Annotated in this window: 14 protein-coding genes; 9 read left to right on the forward strand and 5 right to left on the reverse strand. The window is 73.0% G+C overall.

Features of this window, described 5'->3' with window-relative positions; translation table 11 throughout:
• The first annotated feature begins 177 nt into the window (after positions 1 to 177).
• From ACH4DZ_RS06755 to ACH4DZ_RS06775, 5 genes are all read left to right on the forward strand, one after another.
• Complete coding sequence (locus tag ACH4DZ_RS06755; protein WP_398285858.1) at positions 178 to 1,500, forward strand: hypothetical protein; 1,323 nt, start codon at positions 178 to 180, stop codon at positions 1,498 to 1,500.
• Entirely contained in the window at positions 1,497 to 4,277 is a 2,781-nt protein-coding gene (locus ACH4DZ_RS06760) for a tetratricopeptide repeat protein (protein WP_398285859.1), read from the forward strand. The genes ACH4DZ_RS06755 and ACH4DZ_RS06760 overlap by 4 nt, the downstream gene beginning before the upstream one ends.
• Positions 4,278 to 4,280: 3 nt before the next feature.
• Positions 4,281 to 5,957: a protein phosphatase 2C domain-containing protein gene (locus tag ACH4DZ_RS06765; protein WP_398285860.1), complete on the forward strand. Its 1,677-nt coding sequence runs from the start codon at positions 4,281 to 4,283 to the stop codon at positions 5,955 to 5,957.
• A 171-nt stretch (positions 5,958 to 6,128) separates the two neighbouring features.
• Positions 6,129 to 7,475, forward strand: coding sequence for a VWA domain-containing protein (locus ACH4DZ_RS06770; RefSeq protein ID WP_398285861.1), 1,347 nt, complete (start codon positions 6,129 to 6,131; stop codon positions 7,473 to 7,475).
• Between the two features lie 114 nt (positions 7,476 to 7,589).
• Positions 7,590 to 9,056 (forward strand): FHA domain-containing protein, encoded by a 1,467-nt coding sequence (locus tag ACH4DZ_RS06775; protein ID WP_398286220.1) that lies wholly within the window; start codon positions 7,590 to 7,592, stop codon positions 9,054 to 9,056.
• Between the two features lie 156 nt (positions 9,057 to 9,212).
• Here ACH4DZ_RS06775 and ACH4DZ_RS06780 read toward each other — a convergent pair whose 3' ends face one another.
• Positions 9,213 to 10,208: a methyltransferase domain-containing protein gene (locus tag ACH4DZ_RS06780; RefSeq protein WP_398285862.1), complete on the reverse strand. Its 996-nt coding sequence runs from the start codon at positions 10,206 to 10,208 to the stop codon at positions 9,213 to 9,215.
• Between the two features lie 178 nt (positions 10,209 to 10,386).
• Here ACH4DZ_RS06780 and ACH4DZ_RS06785 point away from each other — a divergent pair, with 178 nt between their 5' ends.
• From ACH4DZ_RS06785 to ACH4DZ_RS06800, 4 genes are all read left to right on the forward strand, one after another.
• Entirely contained in the window at positions 10,387 to 10,800 is a 414-nt protein-coding gene (locus ACH4DZ_RS06785; protein WP_189779239.1) for a globin, read from the forward strand.
• 174 nt (positions 10,801 to 10,974) lie between these two features.
• Positions 10,975 to 14,631 carry an FtsX-like permease family protein gene (locus ACH4DZ_RS06790; protein ID WP_398285863.1) on the forward strand — a complete coding sequence of 1,219 codons (3,657 nt, stop codon included), beginning with the start codon at positions 10,975 to 10,977 and terminating at the stop codon, positions 14,629 to 14,631.
• Positions 14,624 to 17,542 (forward strand): FtsX-like permease family protein, encoded by a 2,919-nt coding sequence (locus ACH4DZ_RS06795; RefSeq protein WP_398285864.1) that lies wholly within the window; start codon positions 14,624 to 14,626, stop codon positions 17,540 to 17,542. The genes ACH4DZ_RS06790 and ACH4DZ_RS06795 overlap by 8 nt, the downstream gene beginning before the upstream one ends.
• Before the next feature lie 94 nt (positions 17,543 to 17,636).
• Entirely contained in the window at positions 17,637 to 18,677 is a 1,041-nt protein-coding gene (locus ACH4DZ_RS06800) for an ABC transporter ATP-binding protein (protein WP_398285865.1), read from the forward strand.
• A 79-nt stretch (positions 18,678 to 18,756) separates the two neighbouring features.
• Here the strand turns inward: ACH4DZ_RS06800 and ACH4DZ_RS06805 are convergent, their stop codons facing one another.
• The 4 genes from ACH4DZ_RS06805 to ACH4DZ_RS06820 form a co-directional block, all read right to left on the reverse strand.
• Complete coding sequence (locus ACH4DZ_RS06805; RefSeq protein WP_398285866.1) at positions 18,757 to 19,500, reverse strand: hypothetical protein; 744 nt, start codon at positions 19,498 to 19,500, stop codon at positions 18,757 to 18,759.
• Positions 19,497 to 19,916, reverse strand: a complete 420-nt coding sequence (locus tag ACH4DZ_RS06810; RefSeq protein WP_384802410.1) for an acyl-CoA thioesterase — start codon at positions 19,914 to 19,916, stop codon at positions 19,497 to 19,499. The genes ACH4DZ_RS06805 and ACH4DZ_RS06810 overlap by 4 nt, the downstream gene beginning before the upstream one ends.
• A gap of 5 nt (positions 19,917 to 19,921) precedes the next feature.
• Positions 19,922 to 21,586 (reverse strand): energy-dependent translational throttle protein EttA, encoded by a 1,665-nt coding sequence (gene ettA / locus ACH4DZ_RS06815; RefSeq protein ID WP_398285867.1) that lies wholly within the window; start codon positions 21,584 to 21,586, stop codon positions 19,922 to 19,924.
• Positions 21,587 to 21,849: 263 nt separating this feature from the next.
• Positions 21,850 to 23,265: a TQXA domain-containing protein gene (locus tag ACH4DZ_RS06820; protein WP_398285868.1), complete on the reverse strand. Its 1,416-nt coding sequence runs from the start codon at positions 23,263 to 23,265 to the stop codon at positions 21,850 to 21,852.
• Positions 23,266 to 23,495 lie beyond the last annotated feature (230 nt).

Consider the following 23,495-nt stretch of genomic DNA (forward strand, 5'->3'; position numbering starts at 1 on the left):
GGCACTCCCGTAGTTCCGCGGGTGGTTCCGGAGCGGGACGACGAGACGGGCGGCGCGGGACGACGAGACGGGCGGCGCGGGACGACGAGACGGGCGGCGCGGGACGACGAGACGGGCGGCGCGGGACGAGCGGTACAGGACAGACCGGCGCAGGCAACAGGAAACGAGGGGTGATCGATGGGCGTCGCGGGACCATCCGGGCCGGTACTGGACCGGGACGAGGTGGACCGTGCGCTGGCGCGGCTCGGTGCGGAGCACGAGGCCATCGAGACCTCGCTCCTCGCCCTCCAGGACCACGCGGGCCGCAGACTCCTCGAAGGTGCCGAGCTCACGGGCACGACCAAGGAGCGCTGGGGCACCGCCGAGGCGTCGATCACCCTGCTCTGGTCCTACTTCGACGCGTACGCCGACGCGCTGCGCTCCGCTCGGGAGATCCGCTCCCGCAGACGCTGGTCGAGCCGCGACGACCTCGTGGAGCTGACGGAACTGCTGCGCGGCGAGAGCGTCACGATGGCCGGCAGCGCCGGTGCCACGGCCGCCGCGCCCACGATGGCGGGCACGGGCCGGCTGAGCGAGCGCTTCACCCTCGCCGAACTCGTCGAGCGGATGAACGAGTTGTACGCGACCTCGCTGGACATGGTCGTCACGGCCGACGCCGTCTGGTCGGCGCTGCCCGCGCGGATAGATTTACTGGCCGCGGAGCTGCAGCGCACCCGCAGGCTCGCGCACTCCGTGGGCGTCCGGCCCGGTGAGCATCCCTCGGGCGACGACCTGGAGCGGATCACCCGCACGCTGACCTCGTTGCGCGAGCAGGTGGTGTCCGACCCGCTGGCCTTCTGGGCGCCCGCGCAGGGGAGTTCGGCGCCGGGCGGCGGCCGTCCCGACACGACGCGCTACGACCGCGAGGCGCGCGCCCTGGAAGAGGTGCGCCGCGAGATCGACGCCGTGCTCACCGTGCGGCAGGACGCGGAGGCGCGCCTGGTGCGGCTGCGGGACGTGCTGAGCCGCGCGGACCGCACGCTGGCCGAGGCGAGGAGCGCGCGCGGCGAGGTACTGGCGAAGATCGCCGCCTCCGAGGTGCCCGCGGTCGGCGGTCCGCCGACCGCGCTGCAGGAACAGCTGGCCATGGCCTCCGAGTACCGCAGGCACGCGCAGTGGCACCGCCTGTCGCCCCTGCTGGAGTCCCTGGAGGAGAAGGCCGAGGACGAACTGATGCGCGCCCGCGAGTCGTTGACCGCGGTCACCGCGCCGCTCGCGGTCCGCGCGGAACTGCGCGGCCGTCTCGACGCGTACAAGGCGAAGGTCGCACGGCACGGCTTCGCCGAGGATCCGCTGCTGGTGGAGCGGTACGACGCGGCGCGCCGCATGCTGTGGAGCGCGCCCTGCGACCTGCGCGTGGCGGAACAGGCGGTGCTGCGCTACCAGCAGGCGGCCGCCGAGGTACTGGTGCCGAGGGTCCCCGGGGACGGCGGACCACAGGACCGGAGGGGGGAGTCATGAGTCAGCCGAACGAAAGCCGGCCGAGTCAGGAGAGTCAGCAGAAACAGTGTCAGCGGCCCGGCTGCCCCGGGTCGTACGAGGACATGGGCGGCGGCGAGCTGTACTGCGACACCTGCGGTCTGGCGCCGGTCGTCTCGTCGACCGGCATGGTGGGTTCGCCGCCGACCGGGATCACGGCGGGCGGCAGGAACTCACGCGGCTCCCGCAGCGGGAGCGCGCGCTCCGGCTCCCAGGCGTCGTCCCGTTCCACGTCGCGCTCCGCGCAGTCCCGGCGTTCGGTGTCGGGCCGCCTCTCGCGGGCCGTCTCGGGGCGGTCGACGGGCCGTTCGGTGTCGGTGCGCAGTTCCGGTTCGGCGGCCGGGTCCTCCAGTCGCGGCCGGCTCGGGGTCGGCCTCGTACAGGTGCCGGACGTGCCGCGGCCCGACCCGCACGCGATGGTGCAGGAGAACCCCGAGGTTCCGGAGCGGAAGCGATTCTGCTCGCGCTCCGACTGCGGTGCGCCGGTGGGGCGTTCGCGCGGGGAGCGGTCCGGACGCACGGAGGGTTTCTGCACCAAGTGCGGCCACCCGTACTCGTTCGTGCCGAAGCTGCGGACCGGCGACATCGTGCACGGCCAGTACGAGGTCATGGGCTGTCTCGCGCACGGCGGGCTCGGCTGGGTCTATCTGGCCGTCGACCGGGCGGTGTCCGACCGCTGGGTGGTCCTCAAGGGTCTTCTCGACACGGGTGACCAGGACGCCATGGCCGCCGCGATCTCCGAGCGCCGCTTCCTCGCCGAGATCGAGCACTCGAACATCGTGCGGATCTACAACTTCGTGGAGCACCTCGACCAGCGCACCGGCTCCCTCGACGGCTACATCGTCATGGAGTACGTCGGCGGCAAGTCCCTCAAGGAGATCGCCAACGACCGCCGTACCGCGGCCGGCAAGCGTGACCCGCTGCCGGTGGAGCAAGCGTGTGCTTACGGCATCGAGGCCCTTGAGGCGCTCGGCCATCTGCACAGCCGCAACCTCCTGTACTGCGACTTCAAGGTCGACAACGCGATACAGACCGAGGACCAGCTCAAGCTGATCGACATGGGCGCGGTGCGCAGGATGGACGACGACGAGTCGGCCATCTACGGCACGGTCGGCTACCAGGCCCCGGAGGTCGCCGACGTGGGCCCCTCGGTCGCCTCCGACCTGTACACGGTCGCCCGCACCCTGGCGGTCATGACCTTCGACTTCCAGGGCTACACGAACGTGTTCGTGGACTCCCTGCCCGACCCCGACAACATCGAGGTCTTCCGTACGTACGAGTCGTTCTACCGGCTGCTCGTACGGGCCACCGACCCCGACCCGGCCCGCCGGTTCGCCTCCGCGCAGGAGATGGCCGAGCAGCTCACGGGTGTGCTGCGCGAGGTCGTCTCCGTGCAGACGGGCCGGCCGCGGCCCGCGCTGTCCACCCTGTTCGGGCCCGAACTGAAGGTCACGGACACGGAGTTGTTCGGCAAGCTGAGCGGCGACGTGTCGCGGCTGGGCGTACGGGTGGAGCCCGTACGGGAGAAGCGGGGCAGACGGGGGAGGAAGGGCGCGCCGGCTGTGACGGCCGGGGCGAACGGATCACCGGCTGTGACGGCCCGAACGAACGGTGCGCCGCAGCTGACGGCGGGGGCGAACGGTGCGCCGGAGACGCGGGCGGGGACGGGGACACGGGCGGGGGCAGGGGCCGGAACGAGCGGTTCTCCCCTCCTGGTGCCCGCCCCGGCCTCCTCCGTCAAGCCGCTGAACACCTCGGCCGCCTCGCTCGCGCTCCCGGTCCCCCATGTCGACCCCGGCGATCCGAACGCCGGGTTCCTGGCCGGCCTCATGACATCCGCGCCCGGGGAGCTGATCAGCGCCCTGCAGTCGGCGCCCGCCGGCTCCCCCGAGCTGCGGCTGCGCGAGCTGCGGGCCCGCCTGGAGCTGGGCGAGCTCGACCACGCGACCAGGACGCTCGAAACGCTGGAGACGGACCACCCCGACGACTGGCGGGTGGTCTGGTACCGGGGCGTGGCGGCGCTCGCGGCCGGTGACCACGAGGTGGCGGCGGTGTCCTTCGACGCGATCTACGACGCCTTCCCGGGTGAGCCCGCACCCAAGCTGGCCCTCGGCCTGTGCGCGGAGGTCCTCGGACAGCTGGACAACGCCGCCGAGTACTACCGGCTGGTGTGGACGACCGACCCGAGCTATGTCAGCGCCGCGTTCGGCCTGGCCCGCGTCCAGTTCGCGGCGGGCGACCGCCCCGGCGCCGTACGGACGCTGGAGTCGGTGCCGGAGTCCTCGATCCACTACACGGCGGCGCGGGTCGCCGCGGTCCGGGCGCGGCTGAGGCAGCGCCTGGCCGAGGCCGCTCCGCGCCCGCCGGGAGCGCCGGGGGCGCCGCCCGGGGCCCCGGGAACTTCTGCGGCCCCTGCTGCTTCCGGGAACTCCGGGACGCCGTTCCTGGACGACCTGACCTCGGCCGCGGCCCAGGTCGAGGCACTGGACGGGTACGGCCTGGACGCGGTGCGCCGCGAGCAGTTGTCCACAGAGGTCCTTGGCTGCGCCCTGGACTGGGTACTCTCCGGTATCCAGGGTTCCGTCCCGCCGAACACCGGTGCGCGGACCGTACTGCTCGGCAGTGACCTGGACGAGCGGGGCCTGCGCTTCGGACTGGAGCGTTCGTACCGGACACTGGCCCGGCTCGCCCAGGGTGGCGAGGAGAGGATCGATCTGGTGGAGCGCGCCAACCGCTACCGCCCCCGGACGTGGGTGTAATTCATGTCGCAGATGCCCCAACTGGCCGCCTGCCCCAGCTGTGAGGAACCGCTGGAGTCGGGAGACCGCTTCTGCGGTGCGTGCGGTTACGACCTGTCGGCCGTACCAGCGCCGCCGGACGACAGTCCCACGATCACCATGAACGGCTCGGCGCCACGGCCTCCTTCGGCCGCGGCCGGGGTGGCCCCCGCGGCACCCGTGGCCCCGGTGACCGCCGTGGACTGGCCTGTCGCGCCCGAGGCCGACAGCTCGGGCACACCGGCGGCCGTGGTCCTGCCGGCGGACATCGAGGGCCGCGAGTCGGGGGGCTCCGACAGCCCCGGCGTACGGTTCGACCGGCCCGCCGGGTCGCCCGCCCCGCCGCACACGCAGTCGCACACGCAGTCGTCCGCCCTGCCGCCTGAGCAGTCGTCCGCCCTGTCGCACGGCCAGACACAGGCCGAGTCGCCCGCCCAGCCGCAGGGGCAGGGGCAGGGGCAGGCGCAGGCGCCGTCTCGATCCGGGGCCCCCGGATCGGCCCCCGGGCCGGCTCACCGGCCGGGCCAGGCGTCGGCCCACGCGCCGGGCCACACGCCGGGCCACGCGCCCGCCCCGGCGTCGGCTCACCCGGCGGGCCAGGTCGCGGCGGAACCGGACGAGTACCCGCTCGCCGCCCCGCTGCCTCCCGAGATCCCGGCGGACGATCTGCCGACGGTCGAGGTCCCCACGATCGACGCACCGCGCGCCGACCCGCGGACGGCCGACCTCGCGACGCCCGCCGCGGGCCTGAAGGTCTGCGTGGCGTGCCGCGCGGGCCAGGTCGACCGGGACGGCTACTGCGAGAACTGCGGCCACGCGCAGCCACGCGAGCGCGACCACATGGAGCAGGAGCTGGACGCGGTCGCCGCGGTCAGCGACCGCGGTCTGCGCCACCACCGCAACGAGGACGCGTTCACGGTCTCCTCGACCGCGCTGCCCGACGGTTCGCCCGCGGTCGTCGCGATCGTCTGCGACGGCGTCTCCTCGGCGACCCGCCCCGACGAGGCCTCCCTGGCCGCCTCCCGCGCGGCGAACGAGTCGCTGCTCGCGGCCCTGCCCTGCGGCACGCACCCGCAGCAGGCCATGCACGACGCGATCCTCGCCGCCGCCGAGGCGGTCAACTCCCTCGCGGACCCCGCCACCTCGTCCCACGAGCACCAGCCGCACGTGAACGCACCGGCCTGCACGCTCGTCGGCGCCGTCGTCACCCCCAGCCTTCTGATCGTCGGCTGGGTCGGCGACAGCCGCGTCTACTGGGTGCCCGTGGACCGGTCGGCACCACCGGCCCGGCTCACCGAGGACGACTCCTGGGCGGCCCAGATGGTCGCCGCGGGCCTGATGAGCGAGGCCGAGGCGTACGCGGACGAGCGCGCCCACGCCATCACGGGCTGGCTGGGGGCGGACGCGTACGAACTGGAGCCGCACACCGCTTCCTTCAAGCCGGACCGGCCGGGTGTGGTCGTGGTGTGCACCGACGGGCTGTGGAACTACGCGGAGGGCGCCGAGGAGATGGCCGAGGTCATCCCGCGCGACGCCGCGGACCGGCCGCTGCACAGTGCCCAGGTCCTGGTGGGCCACGCCCTGGACGGCGGGGGCCACGACAACGTAACAGTGGCCGTCCTTCCGTTCCCCACGCCGCAACAAGGGGCAGGATCGGCCTAAGAGGCCCAAGCGGTACGAAACGGCAGAGACAGCAGAGACGGTAGAGACGGCAGTGGCGGTAGGAACGACAGGGACGGCGAGGGCCTCGGCCCGGTCGGGACCGGAGGGGACCGGTCCGCCTACCGGCATCACCCACGACGTGTGGGAGTCCTGAGGGGGAGCAGAGAAGGCATGGCCAATTTCTCGAAGTCGAACGTGCCGCAGTTCTCGGTGGAGGTCTACCAGAACGAGTACCTGCCGGAGGGCGGCCGCGAGGTCAACGCGATCGTGACGGTGACCTCCACCGGCGGCGGCACGGTCGGGAGTGCCGCCGCGGCACCGCATCTGTACACACCGGGACAGAGCCCGGACGCGGCCGTGGCGATCATGGTCGACTGTTCGGGGTCCATGGACTACCCGCCCACCAAGATGCGCGGCGCAAGGGACGCGACGGCCGCCGCGATCGACGCCCTGCGGGACGGCGTGCACTTCGCGGTGATCGGCGGGACGCACGTCGCCAAGGAGGTCTACCCGGGCAACGGTGAACTGGCCGTCGCCGACGCGCAGACCCGCGAGCAGGCGAAGCAGTCGCTGCGCAAGCTCAGCGCGGGCGGCGGCACCGCGATCGGCACCTGGCTGAAGCTGGCCGACCGGCTGCTGTCCTCGGCGGACGTCACCATCCGGCACGGCATCGTGCTCACCGACGGCCGCAACGAACACGAGTCGCCCGAGGACCTGAAGGCCTCCCTGGACGCCTCCGCCGGCCGTTTCACCGCCGACGCCCGGGGCGTCGGCACGGACTGGGAAGTGAAAGAAGTCACCGCCATCGCGTCCGCGCTGCTCGGCACCGCCGACATCGTGGCCGATCCGGCGGGCCTGTCCGCCGACTTCACGCAGATGATGGAGACGGCCATGGGCAAGGAGGTCGCGGACGTGGCGCTGCGGCTGTGGACCCCGGTCGGCACCTCCATCAAGTTCGTCAAGCAGGTCGCGCCGACGGTCGAGCCGCTGACCGACCGCCGCACCGAGGCGGGCCCGCGCGCCGGGGACTACCCCACGGGCTCCTGGGGGGACGAGTCCCGCGACTACCACGTGTGCGTGGAGGTGCCCGAGGCCGGCCTCGGGCAGGAGATGCTCGCCGCCCGGGTCTCCCTGGTGATCCCGCACGGCGACGGCACCGCCCGGACGCTGGGCGCGCAGGGGCTCGTACGGGCCGTGTGGACCGACGACATGACGGCGTCCACGTCGATCAATCCGCAGGTCGCGCACTACACGGGTCAGGCGGAACTGGCGCAAGTCATCCAACAGGGCCTGGATGCGCGTAAAGCGGGAGATGCCGACGGGGCAACGGCCAAACTGGGCCGCGCGGTTCAGCTCGCGAGTGCCTCCGGAAACGCGGATACGGCGAAACTGCTTGCGAAGGTGGTGGACGTGGTCGATGCCGCGGCGGGTACTGTGCGATTGAAGGCGAAGGTCGCGGAGGCCGACGAGATGACTCTCGAAACACGGTCCACAAAGACTGTTCGTGTAAAGAAGTAGAGCAGCGCACAAGCACTGCGCACACGGTACGTAGCAACGCGCGAGCACCACGCACACGGTTTCGCACGACTCACGGTCCCCGGTGGGCCGGACATGAGAGGGGGAAGCGCCGACATGCCGACCTGCCCGAACGGACACCAGTCGGGTTCCGACGACTGGTGCGAGGTCTGCGGTCACCGCATGGCCGGTGCCGTGCCCCCGCCACCTCCACCGCCGCCCCCGGCGGCCGGTTACGGCTATCCGCCGCCCGGTTCGCAGCCGCCGCCCGGTCAGGGCGGCCGGCCGCACCTCTCCGCGGTGCCCGACCCGGCGCCCGAGGCGGAGCTGTGCCCGCAGTGCCGTACCCCGCGCGAGGGCGGAGCGCCGTTCTGCGAGGAGTGCCGGTGGAACTTCCTGACGAACACCGCGACCTCGTACACCCCGGCCGCGCCGCGTCCCACCGGGCCCGGCCCCGGTGGACCCGGTCCTGGCGGTCCGGGCCCCGGCGGCCCCGGTCCCGGGGGGCCCGGCGGGCCGAACCCCGCGCTCCGCTTCCAGCAGCAGCCGCCTCCCGGGCAGTCCGGCCCGACCCACGGCGGCTTCGACTACCAGGGTTCCCGGCCCTCGCAGATGAACCGGCCCGCGGAGCCGATCCCGCCCTACGGCGAGGACCCCTCGGGCTTCCCCGGTGATCCGTCACGACCGGTACCGCCACCGCCTGGTCCCGGGGGCACCCGCCCCGGAGGTCCTGATGGGTACGGCGGTCCCGGCGGCCCCGGTCCCGGTGGACCTGGCCCCGGCGGGCAAGGTGGGTACGGCGGTCCGAACGGACTCGGTGGTCCGAACGGTCCTGGGGGCCAGGGCGGCCCCGGCGGCCCCGGTGCCCCCCAGGGATTCCAGCAGCCCGGTCCGCCCGGACAGTCACAGTCCGGTCAGGCCGGTCAGTCCGGCCCGCCGGTGTATCAGCAGGAGACCGCGTATCCGCAGGAGACCGGGCGTCCGCAGGCGCCGGGTGGCCCGTCCTTCGGAGGCGGCGCGGACGACTGGGTGATCTCACCGCCGTCGCCCGGCAGCCCCGGCGGCCCGCCCGCACCTGGTGGCCCTGGTGGCCCGCCCGGACCCGGTGGCGGCTACGGCTACCCGCAGTCCGGCACGACGCAGGCGGCCGCCGGGTACCAGCAACAGCCGCAACAGTCGTTGTCGTGGAGCATCACGATCGGGCCCGACCGTGAGTACTTCATGGCGATGATGCAGCGCTCAGGACCGGAGGCCGCGGGGCTGAACCTGCCCGCGTACTCGCCGGAACAGCAGCGTCCGCTCAGTGGCAACCAGATCACGATCGGCCGCCGCCGCCACTCCACGGGCGACACCCCGGACATCGATCTGTCGGTGCCGCCGGAGGACCCGGGCGTCTCTCACCAGCACGCGGTGCTCGTGCAGCAGCCGGACAGCAGCTGGGCGGTCGTCGACCAGAACTCCACCAACGGCACCACGGTCAACGGCGCCGAGGACCCCATCCAGCCGTTCGTCCCCGTCCCGCTCCAGGACGGCGACCGGGTACACGTGGGCGCCTGGACGACGATCACGATCCGGCGCGGCTAGACGCTTCGCCGGAAGCACGGTGGTGACCCGCGGGCCGGTGGGGGCCGGTCGCGCGGCTCCCCGTGTCCCCTGACCGCTGCCCGGTGCGGCACCGGACAGCGGTCACGGCAGGGGTAGCGGTCACGGCAGGGGCAGCGGTCACGGCAGGGGCAGCGGTCACGGCAGGGGCCAGGTGTACGGCCCCTCGGGGTCGTCCAGCCACGCCCACGCGCGGTCGCCGGCGACCGTGATGCCGTACCGCTCGCGGGCCGGCCAGGCCTCGTGCTCCCACAGCGCGTGCGCCTCGTCCGAGGTGAGGCCGTCCGCGCTCAGGGTCAGCAGGAAACGGAACCGCTCGTGCTCCCTGGCCCGGCGCGGCAGACCGGCGAGGTGCACGTCCGCGGCCTGGCGCCCGGTCCGGGTGCCGCCGCGCAGGGGCACGAAGTACGCGGACGTGGGCAGGAAGCGGCCTTCGGCGTGCCCGGCGTCCCGTACCCGCAGGGCGATCAGGCCGGTGGCGAACGGGGCGAGGATCCTGGCGCCGGGGCGGCACTGGGCGAGCCAGGGACGCGGGACCGAGTTCAGCGCGCAGGTGGCGACGACACGGTCGAAGGGGGCGCGGTCGGGGCAGCCGCGCGCGCCGTCGCCGGTGACGACGGCGGGCCGGTGACCCGCGGCGGCCAGGTGCCGCCGGGCGGACTCCGTGATCTCCGGGTCCAGGTCGACCGTCGTGACCAGCCCGTCGCCCAGCCGGTACGAGAGCAGCGCCGCGTTGTAGCCGGTGCCCGCGCCGATCTCCAGGACCGCGTCCCCGTCCCGTACCGCCAGCTCGGCCAGCATCTTCGCCATCAGGGACGGCTGGCTGCTGGACGACAGCAGCTCGCCGTCGCGCATGCGGGTGGCCAGCGGGACGTCCGCGTACGCCCCGCGCAGCCACTCCTCGCGTCGGCGCGGGCTGGGGTCCTCGCCCCATCTGCGCTCGTAGCCGCCCTGCGGGCCCCCCGTGCCCACGTAGTAGTACGGCACGAAGAGGTGGCGGGGGACGGCCCCGAAGGCCGCCCGCCAGCCGGGGTCGGCGTCCCAGGCGCCGCTCGCGCCGATCTCGCGCACCAGCGCCGCCCGCGCCGTGGCGGCGAGGTCGTCGAGCCCGTGGTCGACCGCGTACGCGCTCATACCTCCACTGTGCTGCGGGACGGCCCGGGAGGCGAGCGCCGGGGCCGCGCGATCCGGAACCGGCCCTTTCGTTCGGGCGGTCCTCCACGTGATCCTCCAAGCGATCCTTCAGGCACTGCTTCAGGGAATGCTTCAGGGGGTCCTAAGTCCTGAGTCCTCGGTCGGCACGTCTGAGACCATGGACGGTGTGAAAGAGATTCGGCGCGGCACGCTTCAGGAGCAGACCTTCTACGAGCAGGTCGGCGGCGAGGAGACCTTCCGGCGCCTGGTGCACCGGTTCTACGAGGGTGTCGCCGAGGACCCGCTGCTGCGGCCCATGTATCCCGAGGAGGACCTGGGCCCGGCCGAGGAGCGCTTCACGCTGTTCCTGATCCAGTACTGGGGCGGTCCGACCACGTACAGCGAGAACCGCGGTCATCCCCGGCTGCGGATGCGGCATGCCCCCTTCGCGGTCGACCGGGCGGCGCACGACGCCTGGCTGAAGCACATGCGGGTCGCCGTGGACGAGCTCGGCCTCTCCGAGGAGCACGAGCACACCCTGTGGAACTACCTGACGTACGCGGCGGCTTCGATGGTGAACACCGAAGGCTGACCGGCAACGTCCGCCGAAGACCGGACAGCGGCATCTTCCGAGAGGTGAACAGAGCCGACTGACGCGCGGATTCCGGTCACGCGTCGCCGGATTCCGGTCACGATCCGGTCAAACCCGGTCCTCAAGCGCTTACCCGCGCCCCTTTCTCTCTGACAACATCATCAGAGATCCGGGATGTCCGGCGATACGGCGGGGGGCCGGGTGACGGGGTTCGTCCTACTGCGTGTGCGAGCGCATCGTTTGCTGCTGGCCGCCGCGCTGCTCACCGTCCTGCTGACGACGGCTGTCCTGACGACCCTGACCGCGTACTCGGGTGCCATCGGTGACGCGGCACTGCGGCACTCGCTCCTCGACACCTCGGCGGGCACGGCGACCACGACGGGCAAGGCGGGCGCGACAGGCAAGGCGGCCAAGGCGGACACGCAGAGCGCCGCGGCCACGACGCTGGTCGTCAAGGCCGACGTCCCCGCGGCGGAGCGCAAGGCCGCCGACCAGGCCGTACGGGACGGGGCCGGGCGCACCTTCGACGGGCTGCCCGTGACACTGCGGACGTTGTCCCGGTCGGGGCCCTACGCCCTGCCGAGGTCCCTGCAGGAGCCCGCCGCCCGCTCGAAGGACCCGGATCTCACGCACTTCGCGGCGCTGGACCCTTCCCAGGTACGGACGGTCGAGGGACGCGCGCCCCGGGCCCCGGGCGACCTCGCCGACGGCCGAGAGATCGAGGTGGCCCTTCCCGAGACCGCCGCGCGCCGGCTGGCGGTCGAACCGGGCGCGCGGCTGACACTCGTCGACCGCTTCGACGGCCCGAAGGTACGGGTCCTGGTGACCGGTCTCTACCGGCCCGTGCGCGTCACCTCGCCCTACTGGCAGTTGGACGACCTGCACGGACGCGGGGTCAGCAAGCTCGACTTCACGACGTACGGGCCGCTGCTGGCGGACCCGTCGGTGCTCGCGGCCACCGGAAGCGGCCAACCGGTCAGCTCCGGGCCGACCGCCTGGCTGGCGTCCGCCGACTTCTCGGCACTGACGACCGGGCGGATCGGCGCCCTGCGGGAGGCGGCCACCGCCGGGACCCGCGCCCTGCTCAAGTCGCCCGCGCTGCACGGCACCACGGCCGTCACGACATCGTTGCCCGAGGAACTGGAGCGGGTGGAGCGGTCGTTGCTGGTCTCCCGTTCGACGCTGCTGATCGTCGCGCTCCAGCTCGCGCTGCTCGCCGGCTACGCGCTGCTGCTCGTGGCCCGGCTGCTGAGCGTCGAACGAGCCGGTGAGACACGGCTGTTGCGGGCGCGTGGCGCCTCGCGCGGGCGGGTGGCCGCCCTCGCCGCGCTGGAGGCCTCGCTCCTCGCCCTGCCCGCCGTCGTCTGCGCGCCGCTGCTCGCCGGGCCGTTGACGCGGCTGCTGGCCGGACAGGGGGCGCTGTCGCGGATCGGGCTGCGCCTGGACACCTCGGCGGGGGCCGGCGCGGTGTGGGCGACGGCGGCAGCGGTCGCGCTGGGCTGCGCGCTGGCGGTGACCGTACCCGCGCTGACCGCGCGGGAGGAGAACGCGGAAGGCGGCCGTGCCCACTCGCTCCCCGCGCCGGTACGGGCGGGTGCGGACGTCGGCCTGCTGGTCGTCGCGGCCGTCGCGTACTGGCAGTTGAGCCGGCAGACCTCCGGTGCCGTCACCGCCACCGGCCCCGGCCGGTCGGCGGCGACGCCCACGGACACGCTCGGCATCGATCCCCTGCTGGTCGCCGCTCCCGCGCTGGCCCTGCTGGCCGGGACGGTCCTCACCCTGCGCCTCATGCCGCCCGTGGCCCGCCTGGCCGAACGGCGCGCGGCCGGTGGCCGGGGGCTGCCGACGGCGCTCGCGGGCTGGCAGTTCAGCCGTCGCCCGATGCGCGGCGCCGGACCGGTCCTGCTGCTCGTCCTCGCCGTCGCCATGGGCATGCTCGCGATCGGCCAGGGCGCGTCGTGGAACCGCTCGCAGGACGACCAGGCGGACTTCCTGGCCGGCACGTCCGTACGGGTCCTGGCGGGCGGCACGGACGGCTTGTCCCGGGCCGGGCTCTACGCGGACCTCGACGGCGTACGCGGGGCGGCCCCCGCCATGCGTACGTCGCTGCCGCTGTCCGGCAACCGGACGGCGGCGGTGCTGGCGCTGGACACGGAGGGCGCCGGGGCGGATTCCGGCGAGGGGGCCGGCAAGGATTCCGGTGGCCGCTCCGACGACGCCTCCGGCAACGGTTCCGACAGCGGCTCCGACGGTGGCTCCGGGAGCGGGGACGCCGCCGCGATGCTCCTGCGCGGGGACCTGGCGGACAAGCCCGCCGGACGGCTGCTGGCGGGGCTCGGCCCCGGCCGGGCCGGGTCGGCGGGCGTGGCCCTGCCCAAGGCCAGTACGCGGCTGGAACTGGAACTACGCATCCGGGCGAGCGCGCAGCCTTCGACCCTGGACGCGGCGGACGCGGCGGACGCATCGGACTCGGACTCGGACTCGACAGGCTCGGCGGGGTCGTCGGCGTACCGCTCCAAGATGTCGGCGGACGTGACCGTGACGCTGGAGGACCGCTACGGCACCCCGTACCGCGTCTCCGCCGGCGACCTCCCCGCCGACGGAAAGGCACACCGCCTCACCGTGCAACTGGCGCAGGCCGGGCAGGCACCGTCCGACCGGGCCGCCGAACCGCTCTCGCTGACCGGGGCGCAGCTGGAGATGTCCCAGCCGACCGGGCGCGCGGAGGAACACCGGCTGTCCGTGGAGCGGTTGACGGCCACGACGTCCGACGGGACGCGTCGGCCACTGTCGGCGCCCCCGTCCTGGCAGGTGACGTCGGAGAACAACCAGACCACGGCGGACCCCAAGGCGGGCAACACCCCGACGGGCCCGGACGTGAAGTCCGAGCGCCCGCTGACCGTGACCTACGGAACCGGCTACATCCCCCGGGAGACCCCCTGGGAGACCTCTTCGGTGACGATCCGGCTGCAGGCGCAGCGGCCCGCCGCACCCGAGGTCGAGGCCGTGGCGACCGACGACTTCCTGAAGGCCGCGGGGGCGCGCGAGGGGGACCGGCTCGACATCCCCTTCGGCGGCTCGGCCGTACCGGTACGGATCGTGGAGAGCGTCCGCGCGTTGCCGACCACGGAAGGCTCGGCGGGCTCGGCGGGCTCGGACGCCACGCAGAGCTCCGGCGGGGCGCTGCTGGTCGATCTCCGTTCCGTGAACCGGGTGCTGGAGGAGCGGTACGGGGAGAGCGTCGCGCCCACCGAGTGGTGGCTGCGGACCGAGCCGGGCGCCGAGGCCCGGGTGGCGGCCCAGTTGCGCGAACGGCCCGATGTCGAACCGTCGCAGGTCGTCGTGCGCGACGAGATCGCGGAACGGCTGCGGGACGACCCGTTCGGGGCGGGGCCGGAGGCGGCGTTCGCCGCGGCCTCCGTGGTCGCCGCCGCGCTGGCCGCGGTCGGCTTCGCGGTGAGTACGGCGGGCTCGTTGCGGGAGCGCGGCGCCGAGTTCGCGCTGCTCCGCGCGCTGGGGGCGCCCCGCCGCCAACTGGCCCGGCTGGTCGCGGCCGAGCAGGGCGTGCTGGTGGCGCTGGCCCTGGTGGTGGGGGTGGCCCTGGGAGCGGTACTGACCAGGGCGGTCGTTCCGCTGATCGTGCTGACGTCCCGGGCCACCCGGCCGGTCCCGGAGGTACTGGTGGAACTGCCCCTCGCCCGCGTCGCGTTGCTGCTGGCGGGCCTGGTGGTCGCGCCGCTGATCGTGACCGGTGTACTGGTGCTGCGGCGGGGCGACTCGGCCTCGTCGCTGCGGTCGTTGCGTTCGCTGCACGAGCAGGGGGGTGAGTGAGGTGGGCCGCCGGTGGACCTTCACGCGTCGGGATGCCGAACCCCCCGTCGCTCCCTGGATCCGTACCCGTCTGCGCGCCGCGCCCGGTGCCGCCGTCGCCCTCGCCCTGCTGGTGCTGGCGACCGTCCTCCTCGCCGCGTCCTTCCCGCGTGCCGTCGACCGTTACGAGGACGCGGGCCTGCGCCGGGCGGTCGCCGACGCCACGGCCCTCAGGACCTCCGTACAGATGTCGGCCCCGCCGCCCTCCCTCGGCGCCACGCAGAAGGAACGCGAGTCGGTCCTGCGCCCGGCCTCGGTACGCGAGCGGTACAAGCGCATCCTGAAGGTGATCGAGCGGCCCCTGGTCGCCGACCCGGGCCAGTCCGCGTACGGCGTCCGCACCACGAAATCCCTCGAAACGCCGGAGAAGTGGCTGCCGCGGCCGACCGGACTGCCCGCGCACATGACCCTCGCCGCCCAGAACGGCCTCGCCGAACACGCCCGGCTGCGCGCGGGCCGTCTCCCGCGCGCCGACGGCACGGTGACCGCCGCGACCCCTGAGCTGGAGGCCGCGGTCACCACGGAGACCGCCGACCACCTCCACATCGAGGTCGGTTCGGTGATCCACGTCCCCGCCGTCGAACGCGCCCCGCTCGCCGTACGCGTCACCGGCATCGTCGCCCCGCGCGACCGGGAGGGCGCGTACTGGGCGACCCAGCCCATCCTGCGCACCCCGTCCCTCGTGCGTCTCCCCACCCAGGGCGCCGAACCGAGCACGTACTGGCTCGGCGCGCTCCTCCTGGCCCCGGACGCGGCACCGGCCCTCCTCGGCACCCCCGGCGCCCCCGCCCGCTACTGGCAACTGGCCCCGGCCCCCGCCGCCCTGACCGCGAGCGAACTGCCCCGCCTTGCGGGCGCGATCGCCGCGCTGGAGTCCGGCCCGGGTCTGCTGAAGGTGCGCGCGCTCACGGATCCGGCGGCCGACGCGAGCACCGACCTCGACGACGTCCTCGCCTCGTACGCCGGACTGCGCTCCGGCATCCGCCCCTTGGTCGCCGTCGCCGCCTTCGGCAGCGCCACGGTCGCGGCCGTCGTCCTGCTCATGGCCGGCGGCCTCACCGCCGACCGCCGCCGCGGCGAACTCGCCCTGCTGCGCGCCCGGGGCGTCTCCCTGCGCGGCCTGACGGCCCGGCTGTCCGCCGAGACGGCGGTGGTCGCGGTACCGGCCGCCGCGCTCGGCCTCGCGGGCGCCCTGCTCGTCGTCCCGTACGGCCGCCTGTCGTACGCCGTGTGGACCGCCGCCGCGGTCGCGCTCCTCGCCTGCGCGATGCTGCCCGTGCGCGCCTGGATCACCCACCGTGCCGTACGCGTCCACGGCGCCCGCGAGGATCTCGCGTCCGTACGCCCCTCGCGCCGCCGTACGGTCGCCGAACTCACCCTGCTGGTACTGGCGTCGGCGGCGGTGTTCGCGCTGCGCAGCCGCGGGACGTCGGGCGGTTCCGCCGGCGCGGCGGGCCCGGGCGACCCGGTGGACCTGGACGCCTCCGGCTCCGGCTCGGGTTCCGGTGATCAACTCGTCGCGCTGGCACCGGTGCTGATCGGTGTGATCGCCGCGCTCCTGCTGGTACGGCTCTATCCGCTGCCCCTGCGCTGGCTGGCCCGTCCCGCCGGCCGGCTGCGCGGTGCGGTCGGGCATCTCTCGCTGGCCCGCGCGGGCCGCACCTCCGTCTCCACGGTGCTGCCCCTGCTCGCCCTCCTGACGGCCCTCACCACGGCCGCGTTCGGCGGGTCGGTCCTTGCGGGCGTCGCGGACGCACGGGACCGGGCAGCCCTGCTGAACCTCGGGGCCGACGCCCGCGTCGAGGTGATGGGCGCACTCCCCGCCGGCCTCCCGCAACAGCTCCGCTCGGCACCCGGCGTACGCGAGGTCACCCCTCTGAGCATCGGCTACCAGGCCAAGCCCGGGACCGGTGTGGAGACGGTACCCCTGGCCGGCGTGGAGCCCGGGGGTTACGCCCGGCTGGCGCGGAGCACGAACCTCGGGGCCTTCCCGGCGGGCGAGTTGACGGCACCGGCGGACGCCAAGCCCTCAAAGCCACCGAAACCCTCGGAGCCCTCCGAGCGCTCGGAGCCCTCGAAGCCCTCGGAGAACGGTGCGTCGAACGGGTCCCCGCTGCCCGCCCTCGCCTCCCCCACCGTCGCCGAGCGGTTCGGCACGCAGCCCTTCCCGGTCCGCCTGGAGGACGGCAGCGACATCACCGTCCGCATCACCGTGGTGCGCGAGCTGACCCCGGCCGTGTCGGGAACCGACTTCCTCATCGTGGACCGCGCCGGCCTCGGCGCCGTCCCCGCACGGCCGACGGCCCTCCTGCTGACCGGCGACCGGATGGACGCGGGTGTGCTGCGCAAGGCCGCGGGCACCGCCGCGGACGTACGCCTGCGGGCCGACGAACGCGCGCGGTACGTCGACTCCCCTCTCCAGTCCGGCGCCGAACGCGTCTACGCGGTGGCCGTGGCCGCCGGCTCCGGTTACGCCGTACTCGCGCTGCTGCTCGCCCTGATCCGCGCGGCACCCGAACGCACGGCCCTGCTGGCCCGGCTGCGCACCATGGGCCTCACCCGGAGCCAGGGCCGTCGGCTGCTCGTGCTGGAAGCACTGCCGCAGGCCCTGCTCGCCGCAGTGGGCGGGGCCCTGACGGGCTGGGCGGCGGTCCGCCTCCTGGCACCCGGCGTCGACCTGACCTCCGTGGCCCTCGCCACCCCCGGCGGCAGCCCTCCCCCCGGCACCGCCGCACTGCACACCGACCCGGCGTCCCTGCTCCTGCCCGCCCTCGCCGTACTTCTCGTCGCCACGGGCATCGCCGCGGCCCAGGCGTGGTGGACCGGGCGACGGGGTTCGGTCAGGGAACTACGGGCGGGGGACGCCCGGTGACCCCTCCCGACTCCCTCGAAGCCACTCGAAGCCGCCCGATAACGACCACGACCAGCCGGAGCCACCGGATGACGACCACGACCGGAGACGCCCGATGACGACCACCGACTCCGTCGGTCCCGCCGGTTCCGCCGGTCCGGCCGGTTCCGGCGGTCCGGCCGGTTCCGGCGGTCCGGCCGGTTCCGGCGGTCCCTCCTTCGCCGACCTCGCCCAGCGTGCCGCCGACCGCCGCGACCGTCCCGCCTACGGCCATGACGCCCTGATCACGTGTGACCGGCTGGTGCGGATCTTCTCCACGGACGGCGTGGAGGTACAGGCGCTGCAGGGCCTCGATCTCCTCGTGCGCGAGGGCGAGTTGATGGCACTGGTCGGCGCGTCCGGCAGCGGCAAGTCGACCCTGATGAACATCCTGGCGGGTCTGGACACCCCCACCGCGGGCGCCGCCCGGGTCGCGGGGCACGACCTGCTGACCATGGGGGCCAAGGACCGCCTCAGCTACCGGCGCGAGACCGTCGGCTTCGTCTGGCAGCAGACGGCCCGCAATCTCCTGCCCTATCTGACGGCCGCCCAGAACGTCGCCCTGCCGATGCAACTCGGCGTCTCCCGCAAGGGCCGTCGCGCACAGGCCCAACGCGCCCTGGAACTACTGGAGTTGCTGGAGGTCGCGGAGTGCCGGGGCCGACGCCCGTTCCAGATGTCCGGCGGTCAGCAGCAGCGCGTCGCCATCGCCGTGGCGCTGGCCAACGACCCGTCGGTCCTGCTCGCCGACGAACCCACCGGTGAACTCGACTCGCACACCGCCGAGCAGATCTTCGCCGCCTTCCGCACCGCGAACGAGCGTCTCGGCACGACCATCGTGATCGTCACACACGACCAGGCGGTCGCCGCCGAGGTCCGCCGGACGGTCGCCATCCGGGACGGCCGTACCTCCACGGAGGTCCTGCGCCGCACCGAGGTGGACGCCACGACCGGCCACGAGACGGTGGTGGCCCGCGAGTACGCGATGCTCGACCGGGCCGGCCGGCTCCAGCTGCCCGCCGAGTACACCGAGGCCCTCGGTATGCGCGACCGCGTCGCCCTGGAACTCGAACCGGACCACATCGGCGTATGGCCGGACGACAGCGAACACCGCTGACGCCAACGGCAATACTGACGCCAACGCAGGTGCCGGTGCCGATGCCGGTGCCGGTGCCGGGGAGGCTTCCGCCGCCCGCTCAGCGAACGCTGACGTCCAGCGCCCCGAGCCCCGCCTTGCGTACGGCGATCGTCCCGTACGGCGTCCGCAGCCTGAGCCACGCGCCCGACGAGAGCAACCGCAGCGGGGCTTCACCGGATGCGCCTGGTCCGGTGGGTCCGGCGGGTCCGGCGGGTCCGGCGGGTCCGGCGGAGGAGACGGTGCGCGCGGGCCTCAGGAAGCCCAGCGACTGAGCCGCGTGTGCGGCCCGTACCGGGAGTTCGGTGTCCCCGACCGGCCGGGACCAGATCTCCCGCCCGATCCGGTCGAGTTCGGACCGCGTACGCCCCTCGGGCGCCAACTCGTCCATCCGCGACCGGAATTCGGCGACCACCGCGGCCACCGTCGTGCGCACCGCGTCGAGCGCGGGCAGTCCCGGCTCCGGCCGCCAGCCGCCGCGCGGCGGCAGCACTCCGGCCCACGGTGGCCCCGTGACGGCGGCGGGCACGATCGCCGTGGCCGCCGCCTCGTCGAGGGACTCCAGGAGTTCACCGGCCGAGACCGTCACGTCGAGGGTGCGGTCGAGACCGTTCTCGTACGGCTTGGCGAGCCGTGCCGTACGGATCGCGAGCACCTCGAACGACGGGGGCCGGCCGAACACCGCGAGCGTCGTCCCCGACGCCTGCAGCCGCACCGCGGCGGCCCGGTCGTAGTGGATCAGCCGAGCCAGGAAGGCGGCGAGATCCGCCGCCTCCCCCTCGTCGACGAGGTGCAGGGCCGTCATGCGGCGACGGCCCCCGCGGAACCGGCCCCGTCGTCCGCGTACTCCTGAAGGAACTCGCGCTCCTCCGCGGTGATACGACGCGGCCGCTGCGCCTCGAAGTCGAACGGCACTATCACCGTCTGGGCCCGCACATACACCTGGTCCGGGTCCTTGACCTCATAGGAGATGGTGAACGAAGCCGCTCTGATCTGCGTGACCCACAACTCGATGTCCACCGGGGTGTGCCGGTGCACCAACTGCTGCTTGTAGTCGATCTCATGGCGCGCCACCACGGACCCCTGCTGGAAATCCTTGTCCGGGCGGAACAGGAAGTCGATACGCGCCTCCTCCAGATAACGGAGGAAGACCACGTTGTTGATGTGGCCGTACGCGTCCATGTCCGCCCAGCGCAGCGGGCAGCGGTAGATGTGCCGCAAGGAGATCAGCCCCGGGTCAGCTTCTTGTAGGTGGCGCGGTGCGGACGCGCGGCGTCCGCTCCGAGCCGCTCGACCTTGTTCTTCTCGTACGACTCGAAGTTGCCCTCGAACCAGTACCACTTCGACTCGCCCTCGTAGGCGAGGATGTGCGTCGCGACCCGGTCCAGGAACCAGCGGTCGTGGGAGATGACCACGGCCGCACCGGGGAACTCAAGCAGCGCGTTCTCCAGCGACGACAGTGTCTCCACGTCGAGGTCGTTGGTGGGCTCGTCGAGGAGCAGCAGGTTGCCGCCCTCCTTGAGGGTCAGCGCCAGGTTCAGACGGTTGCGCTCACCACCGGAGAGGACACCGGCCGGCTTCTGCTGGTCCGGGCCCTTGAAGCCGAAGGCGGAGACGTACGCCCGCGACGGCATCTCGACCTGGCCGACGTTGATGTAGTCGAGCTCGTCGGAGACGACGGCCCACAGCGTCTTCTTGGGGTCGATGCTGGCGCGGCTCTGGTCGACGTAGCTGATCTTGACGGTGTCGCCGACCTTGATCGCGCCGGAGTCCGGGGTCTCCAGGCCCTGGATCATCTTGAACAGCGTGGTCTTGCCGGCGCCGTTCGGGCCGATGACGCCCACGATGCCGTTGCGCGGCAGGGTGAAGCTGAGGTCGTCGATCAGGACCTTGTCACCGAAGGCCTTGGAGAGGTTGTTGACCTCGACGACGATGGAGCCCAGACGCGGGCCCGGCGGGATCTGGATCTCCTCGAAGTCCAGCTTCCGCATCTTGTCGGCCTCGGCCGCCATCTCCTCGTAACGGGCGAGGCGCGCCTTGGACTTGGTCTGCCGGCCCTTGGCGTTGGACCGCACCCACTCCAGCTCTTCCTTGAGCCGCTTCTGGCGCTTCTCGTCCTTGCGGCCCTCGACCTTGAGACGCGTGGACTTCTTGTCGAGGTACGTGGAGTAGTTGCCCTCGTAGGGGATCGCGCGGCCGCGGTCCAGTTCGAGGATCCACTCGGCGACGTTGTTCAGGAAGTACCGGTCGTGAGTGACGGCGACGACGGCGCCCGCGTACTTCGAGAGGTGCTGCTCCAGCCAGTTCACCGACTCGGCGTCGAGATGGTTGGTGGGCTCGTCGAGGAGCAGCAGGTCGGGCGCCTCGATGAGGAGCTTGCAGAGCGCGACGCGGCGCTTCTCACCACCGGAGAGGGTGGTGACGGGCCAGTCGCCGGGCGGGCAGCCCAGCGCGTCCATGGCCTGCTCCAGCTGCGCGTCGAGGTCCCAGGCGTTCGAGTGGTCCAGGTCCTCCTGGAGCTTGCCCATCTCGTCCAGGAGCGCGTCCGAGTAGTCGGTCGCCATCAGCTCGGCGACCTCGTTGAAGCGGCTGAGCTTGCCCATGAGCTCGGCGGCGCCGTCCTGGACGTTCTCCAGAACCGTCTTGCTCTCGTCCAGCTCCGGCTCCTGCATGAGGATGCCGACGCTGAAGCCGGGTGACAGGAACGCGTCACCGTTGGACGGCTGCTCCAGGCCCGCCATGATCTTGAGCACGGTCGACTTGCCGGCACCGTTCGGCCCGACTACGCCGATCTTCGCCCCCGGCAGGAAGTTCAGGGTGACGTCATCAAGAATCACCTTGTCGCCGTGCGCTTTGCGCGTCTTGCGCATGGTGTAAATGAACTCAGCCAAGAGAAACCGTCCGGACGCTTGAAATCGGCAGTGGGCAGATACACCCCATCTTGCCGTACCGCCACCCCCGGGGGGAAACGCGTATGGCGGAGGCCTCTGAGCTGGGACGCCGCGGTCGGCCGCGGGCCGTCGGCGGCACCGTGCGTCGACGTCCGGTGACTCACTGTCCACTTGTCAAGGTGCGGCTTCTCGTTCCGGAGGTCGGGCTCACGCCGCTCGCGCGGCTTGAGTCCGGCGTCGGCGTGCGGCGTCCGCTCCGGCCCTCAGTCCTGCGCAGGCGCCTTCTTCTTGCGGATGAAGAGGATCGCGGCGCCGCCGATCAGGACCAGGCCTATCGCGATTCCGGCTATCACCGGGGTGGCGCTCGACGCGCCGGTCTCGGCGAGGTCGGTGGTCGTGGCGGACGTGCCGCCGACCGTGGCGGGGCTCGGCTCGTTCAGCGTCCGGACGGTCTCCTCGGCGGCGGCGCCGCTCTGCGTCTTGCAGTCGAGCACGCCCTGGAACCGCTTCTCGTAGCCACCCGGCCCCTCGACCGTGAAGTCGTACGCCTGGTCCTCCTTCAGCGGGACCGTCACGGTCTGTGACGCGCCCGCCTCGACGGTGTGCTCGGTGCCCATCAGCTCGAAGGTGAACGCCTCGTCGCCCTCGTTCACCGCCGTGACGTCGAGGCCGCCCTCCGCGCAGTTCTTCTCGGCCGACAGCGCGGGTATCGCTCCGGCGCCGGCCCAGTTCGCGGTCGCCGCCGCGGAGACCGTCGACTCGCTGGAACCGGCCAGGATCTGGGTCTGGCTCCTGGTCTCGGAGGCGAAGGCCCGGCCGACCGGCACGGTGGTCGACGCCTGCACCGTCAGCGCGGCCGAACCGTCCGCGGCGTCCTCGGCCACATCGAAGAACAACTCGCTGCCGTCGGTCGCGGACGTGATCTCCTTGCCGTCCCGGCCGACGACCTTCACACCGCTCGTGGCGTCGGCGAGCGGCGTCATTGTCACGCCGGCCGCGTTGGTGCGCACGGTGACCGGGCCGAGCAGTTCACCCGGGCGACCGGAGACCGCGGGCGGATCCAGTTCCAGGGAGGCGGCGGGCTCCGCCAGATCGCGTGCGCTGCGCTGCAGATAGTCGGCGAGCTTCTCCGCCCGCGGGTCCACGGCGTCCACGTCGGCGCCGTCCGAGTACCGCCAGATCGCCACCTGCGTGCCGACCGCCGCGTCCTGCTGGGTGAGGCCCTTCGCGCCCGCCTTCGCGGCCAACGAGGCGAGGTCGTTGACCTGCGGGTAGGAGTTCTGCAGGATCCAGCGGATCCGGCCCGCGTCGGGGTTCCCGTTCAGCGACGTACCGCTCCAGGGGGTCTCCTGGTACTTGGCGTCCTTCTGCGTCGGGCTGTAGATGTCGACGCAGTACGTCTGCAGGGTGCCGCCGTTGTCCACGGACATCTCGAAGAGCCCGGCGGAGACCTGCTTGTCCCCGCCCTCCTCGTGGATGACCGCGGGCCCGGACGTCTTCAGGCCGCCTATCGTGGCGGTCGCACCGCCCTGGCTCAGAGGGAGTTCGTCCGCGACGGCCGCACCGGCGGTGGTCACGGCGCTCACGGCGACGAGGCCGGACACGAGCACCACCGCGGCCAGGCGGGCGGCAGCGGCACCTCGCCCGTGCACGGACGGCGCAGAGAACGAAGAAAGCACAGAATTCCCTTTCGAGCGGGACCCGTTGAACTGGAGGGTTACGGTCCCACCAGCGGAATCAGCAGCCCCGAGAGCTATGCCCGGCATCCTAAGGACGGGGCGCAGCTCCCTCCCCGGTCATGTCATCCGATGAGTGATCCGAATCGGAATCGTTATCGCCAGGGCCGGTTTCGGACCGCGCTTATCGACAAATCCACTGGGACCGTTCGCAACGCATTCACCGATAAGCC

This window comes from Streptomyces sp. NPDC017991 (assembly GCF_044328075.1).
Lineage (GTDB): Bacteria > Actinomycetota > Actinomycetes > Streptomycetales > Streptomycetaceae > Streptomyces.

Bases quoted from the DNA above. Each gene is read 5' to 3' on its own strand.
- ACH4DZ_RS06800 (WP_398285865.1), top strand. From the start codon at position 17,637: ATGACGACCACCGACTCCGTCGGTCCCGCCGGTTCCGCCGGTCCGGCC.
- ACH4DZ_RS06765 (WP_398285860.1), top strand. From the start codon at position 4,281: ATGTCGCAGATGCCCCAACTGGCCGCCTGCCCCAGCTGTGAGGAACCG.
- ACH4DZ_RS06805 (WP_398285866.1), bottom strand. From the start codon at position 19,500: ATGACGGCCCTGCACCTCGTCGACGAGGGGGAGGCGGCGGATCTCGCC.
- ACH4DZ_RS06790 (WP_398285863.1), top strand. From the start codon at position 10,975: ATGTCCGGCGATACGGCGGGGGGCCGGGTGACGGGGTTCGTCCTACTG.
- ACH4DZ_RS06775 (WP_398286220.1), top strand. From the start codon at position 7,590: ATGCCGACCTGCCCGAACGGACACCAGTCGGGTTCCGACGACTGGTGC.
- ACH4DZ_RS06755 (WP_398285858.1), top strand. From the start codon at position 178: ATGGGCGTCGCGGGACCATCCGGGCCGGTACTGGACCGGGACGAGGTG.
- ACH4DZ_RS06760 (WP_398285859.1), top strand. From the start codon at position 1,497: ATGAGTCAGCCGAACGAAAGCCGGCCGAGTCAGGAGAGTCAGCAGAAA.
- ACH4DZ_RS06770 (WP_398285861.1), top strand. From the start codon at position 6,129: ATGGCCAATTTCTCGAAGTCGAACGTGCCGCAGTTCTCGGTGGAGGTC.
- ACH4DZ_RS06785 (WP_189779239.1), top strand. From the start codon at position 10,387: ATGGACGGTGTGAAAGAGATTCGGCGCGGCACGCTTCAGGAGCAGACC.
- ACH4DZ_RS06780 (WP_398285862.1), bottom strand. From the start codon at position 10,208: ATGAGCGCGTACGCGGTCGACCACGGGCTCGACGACCTCGCCGCCACG.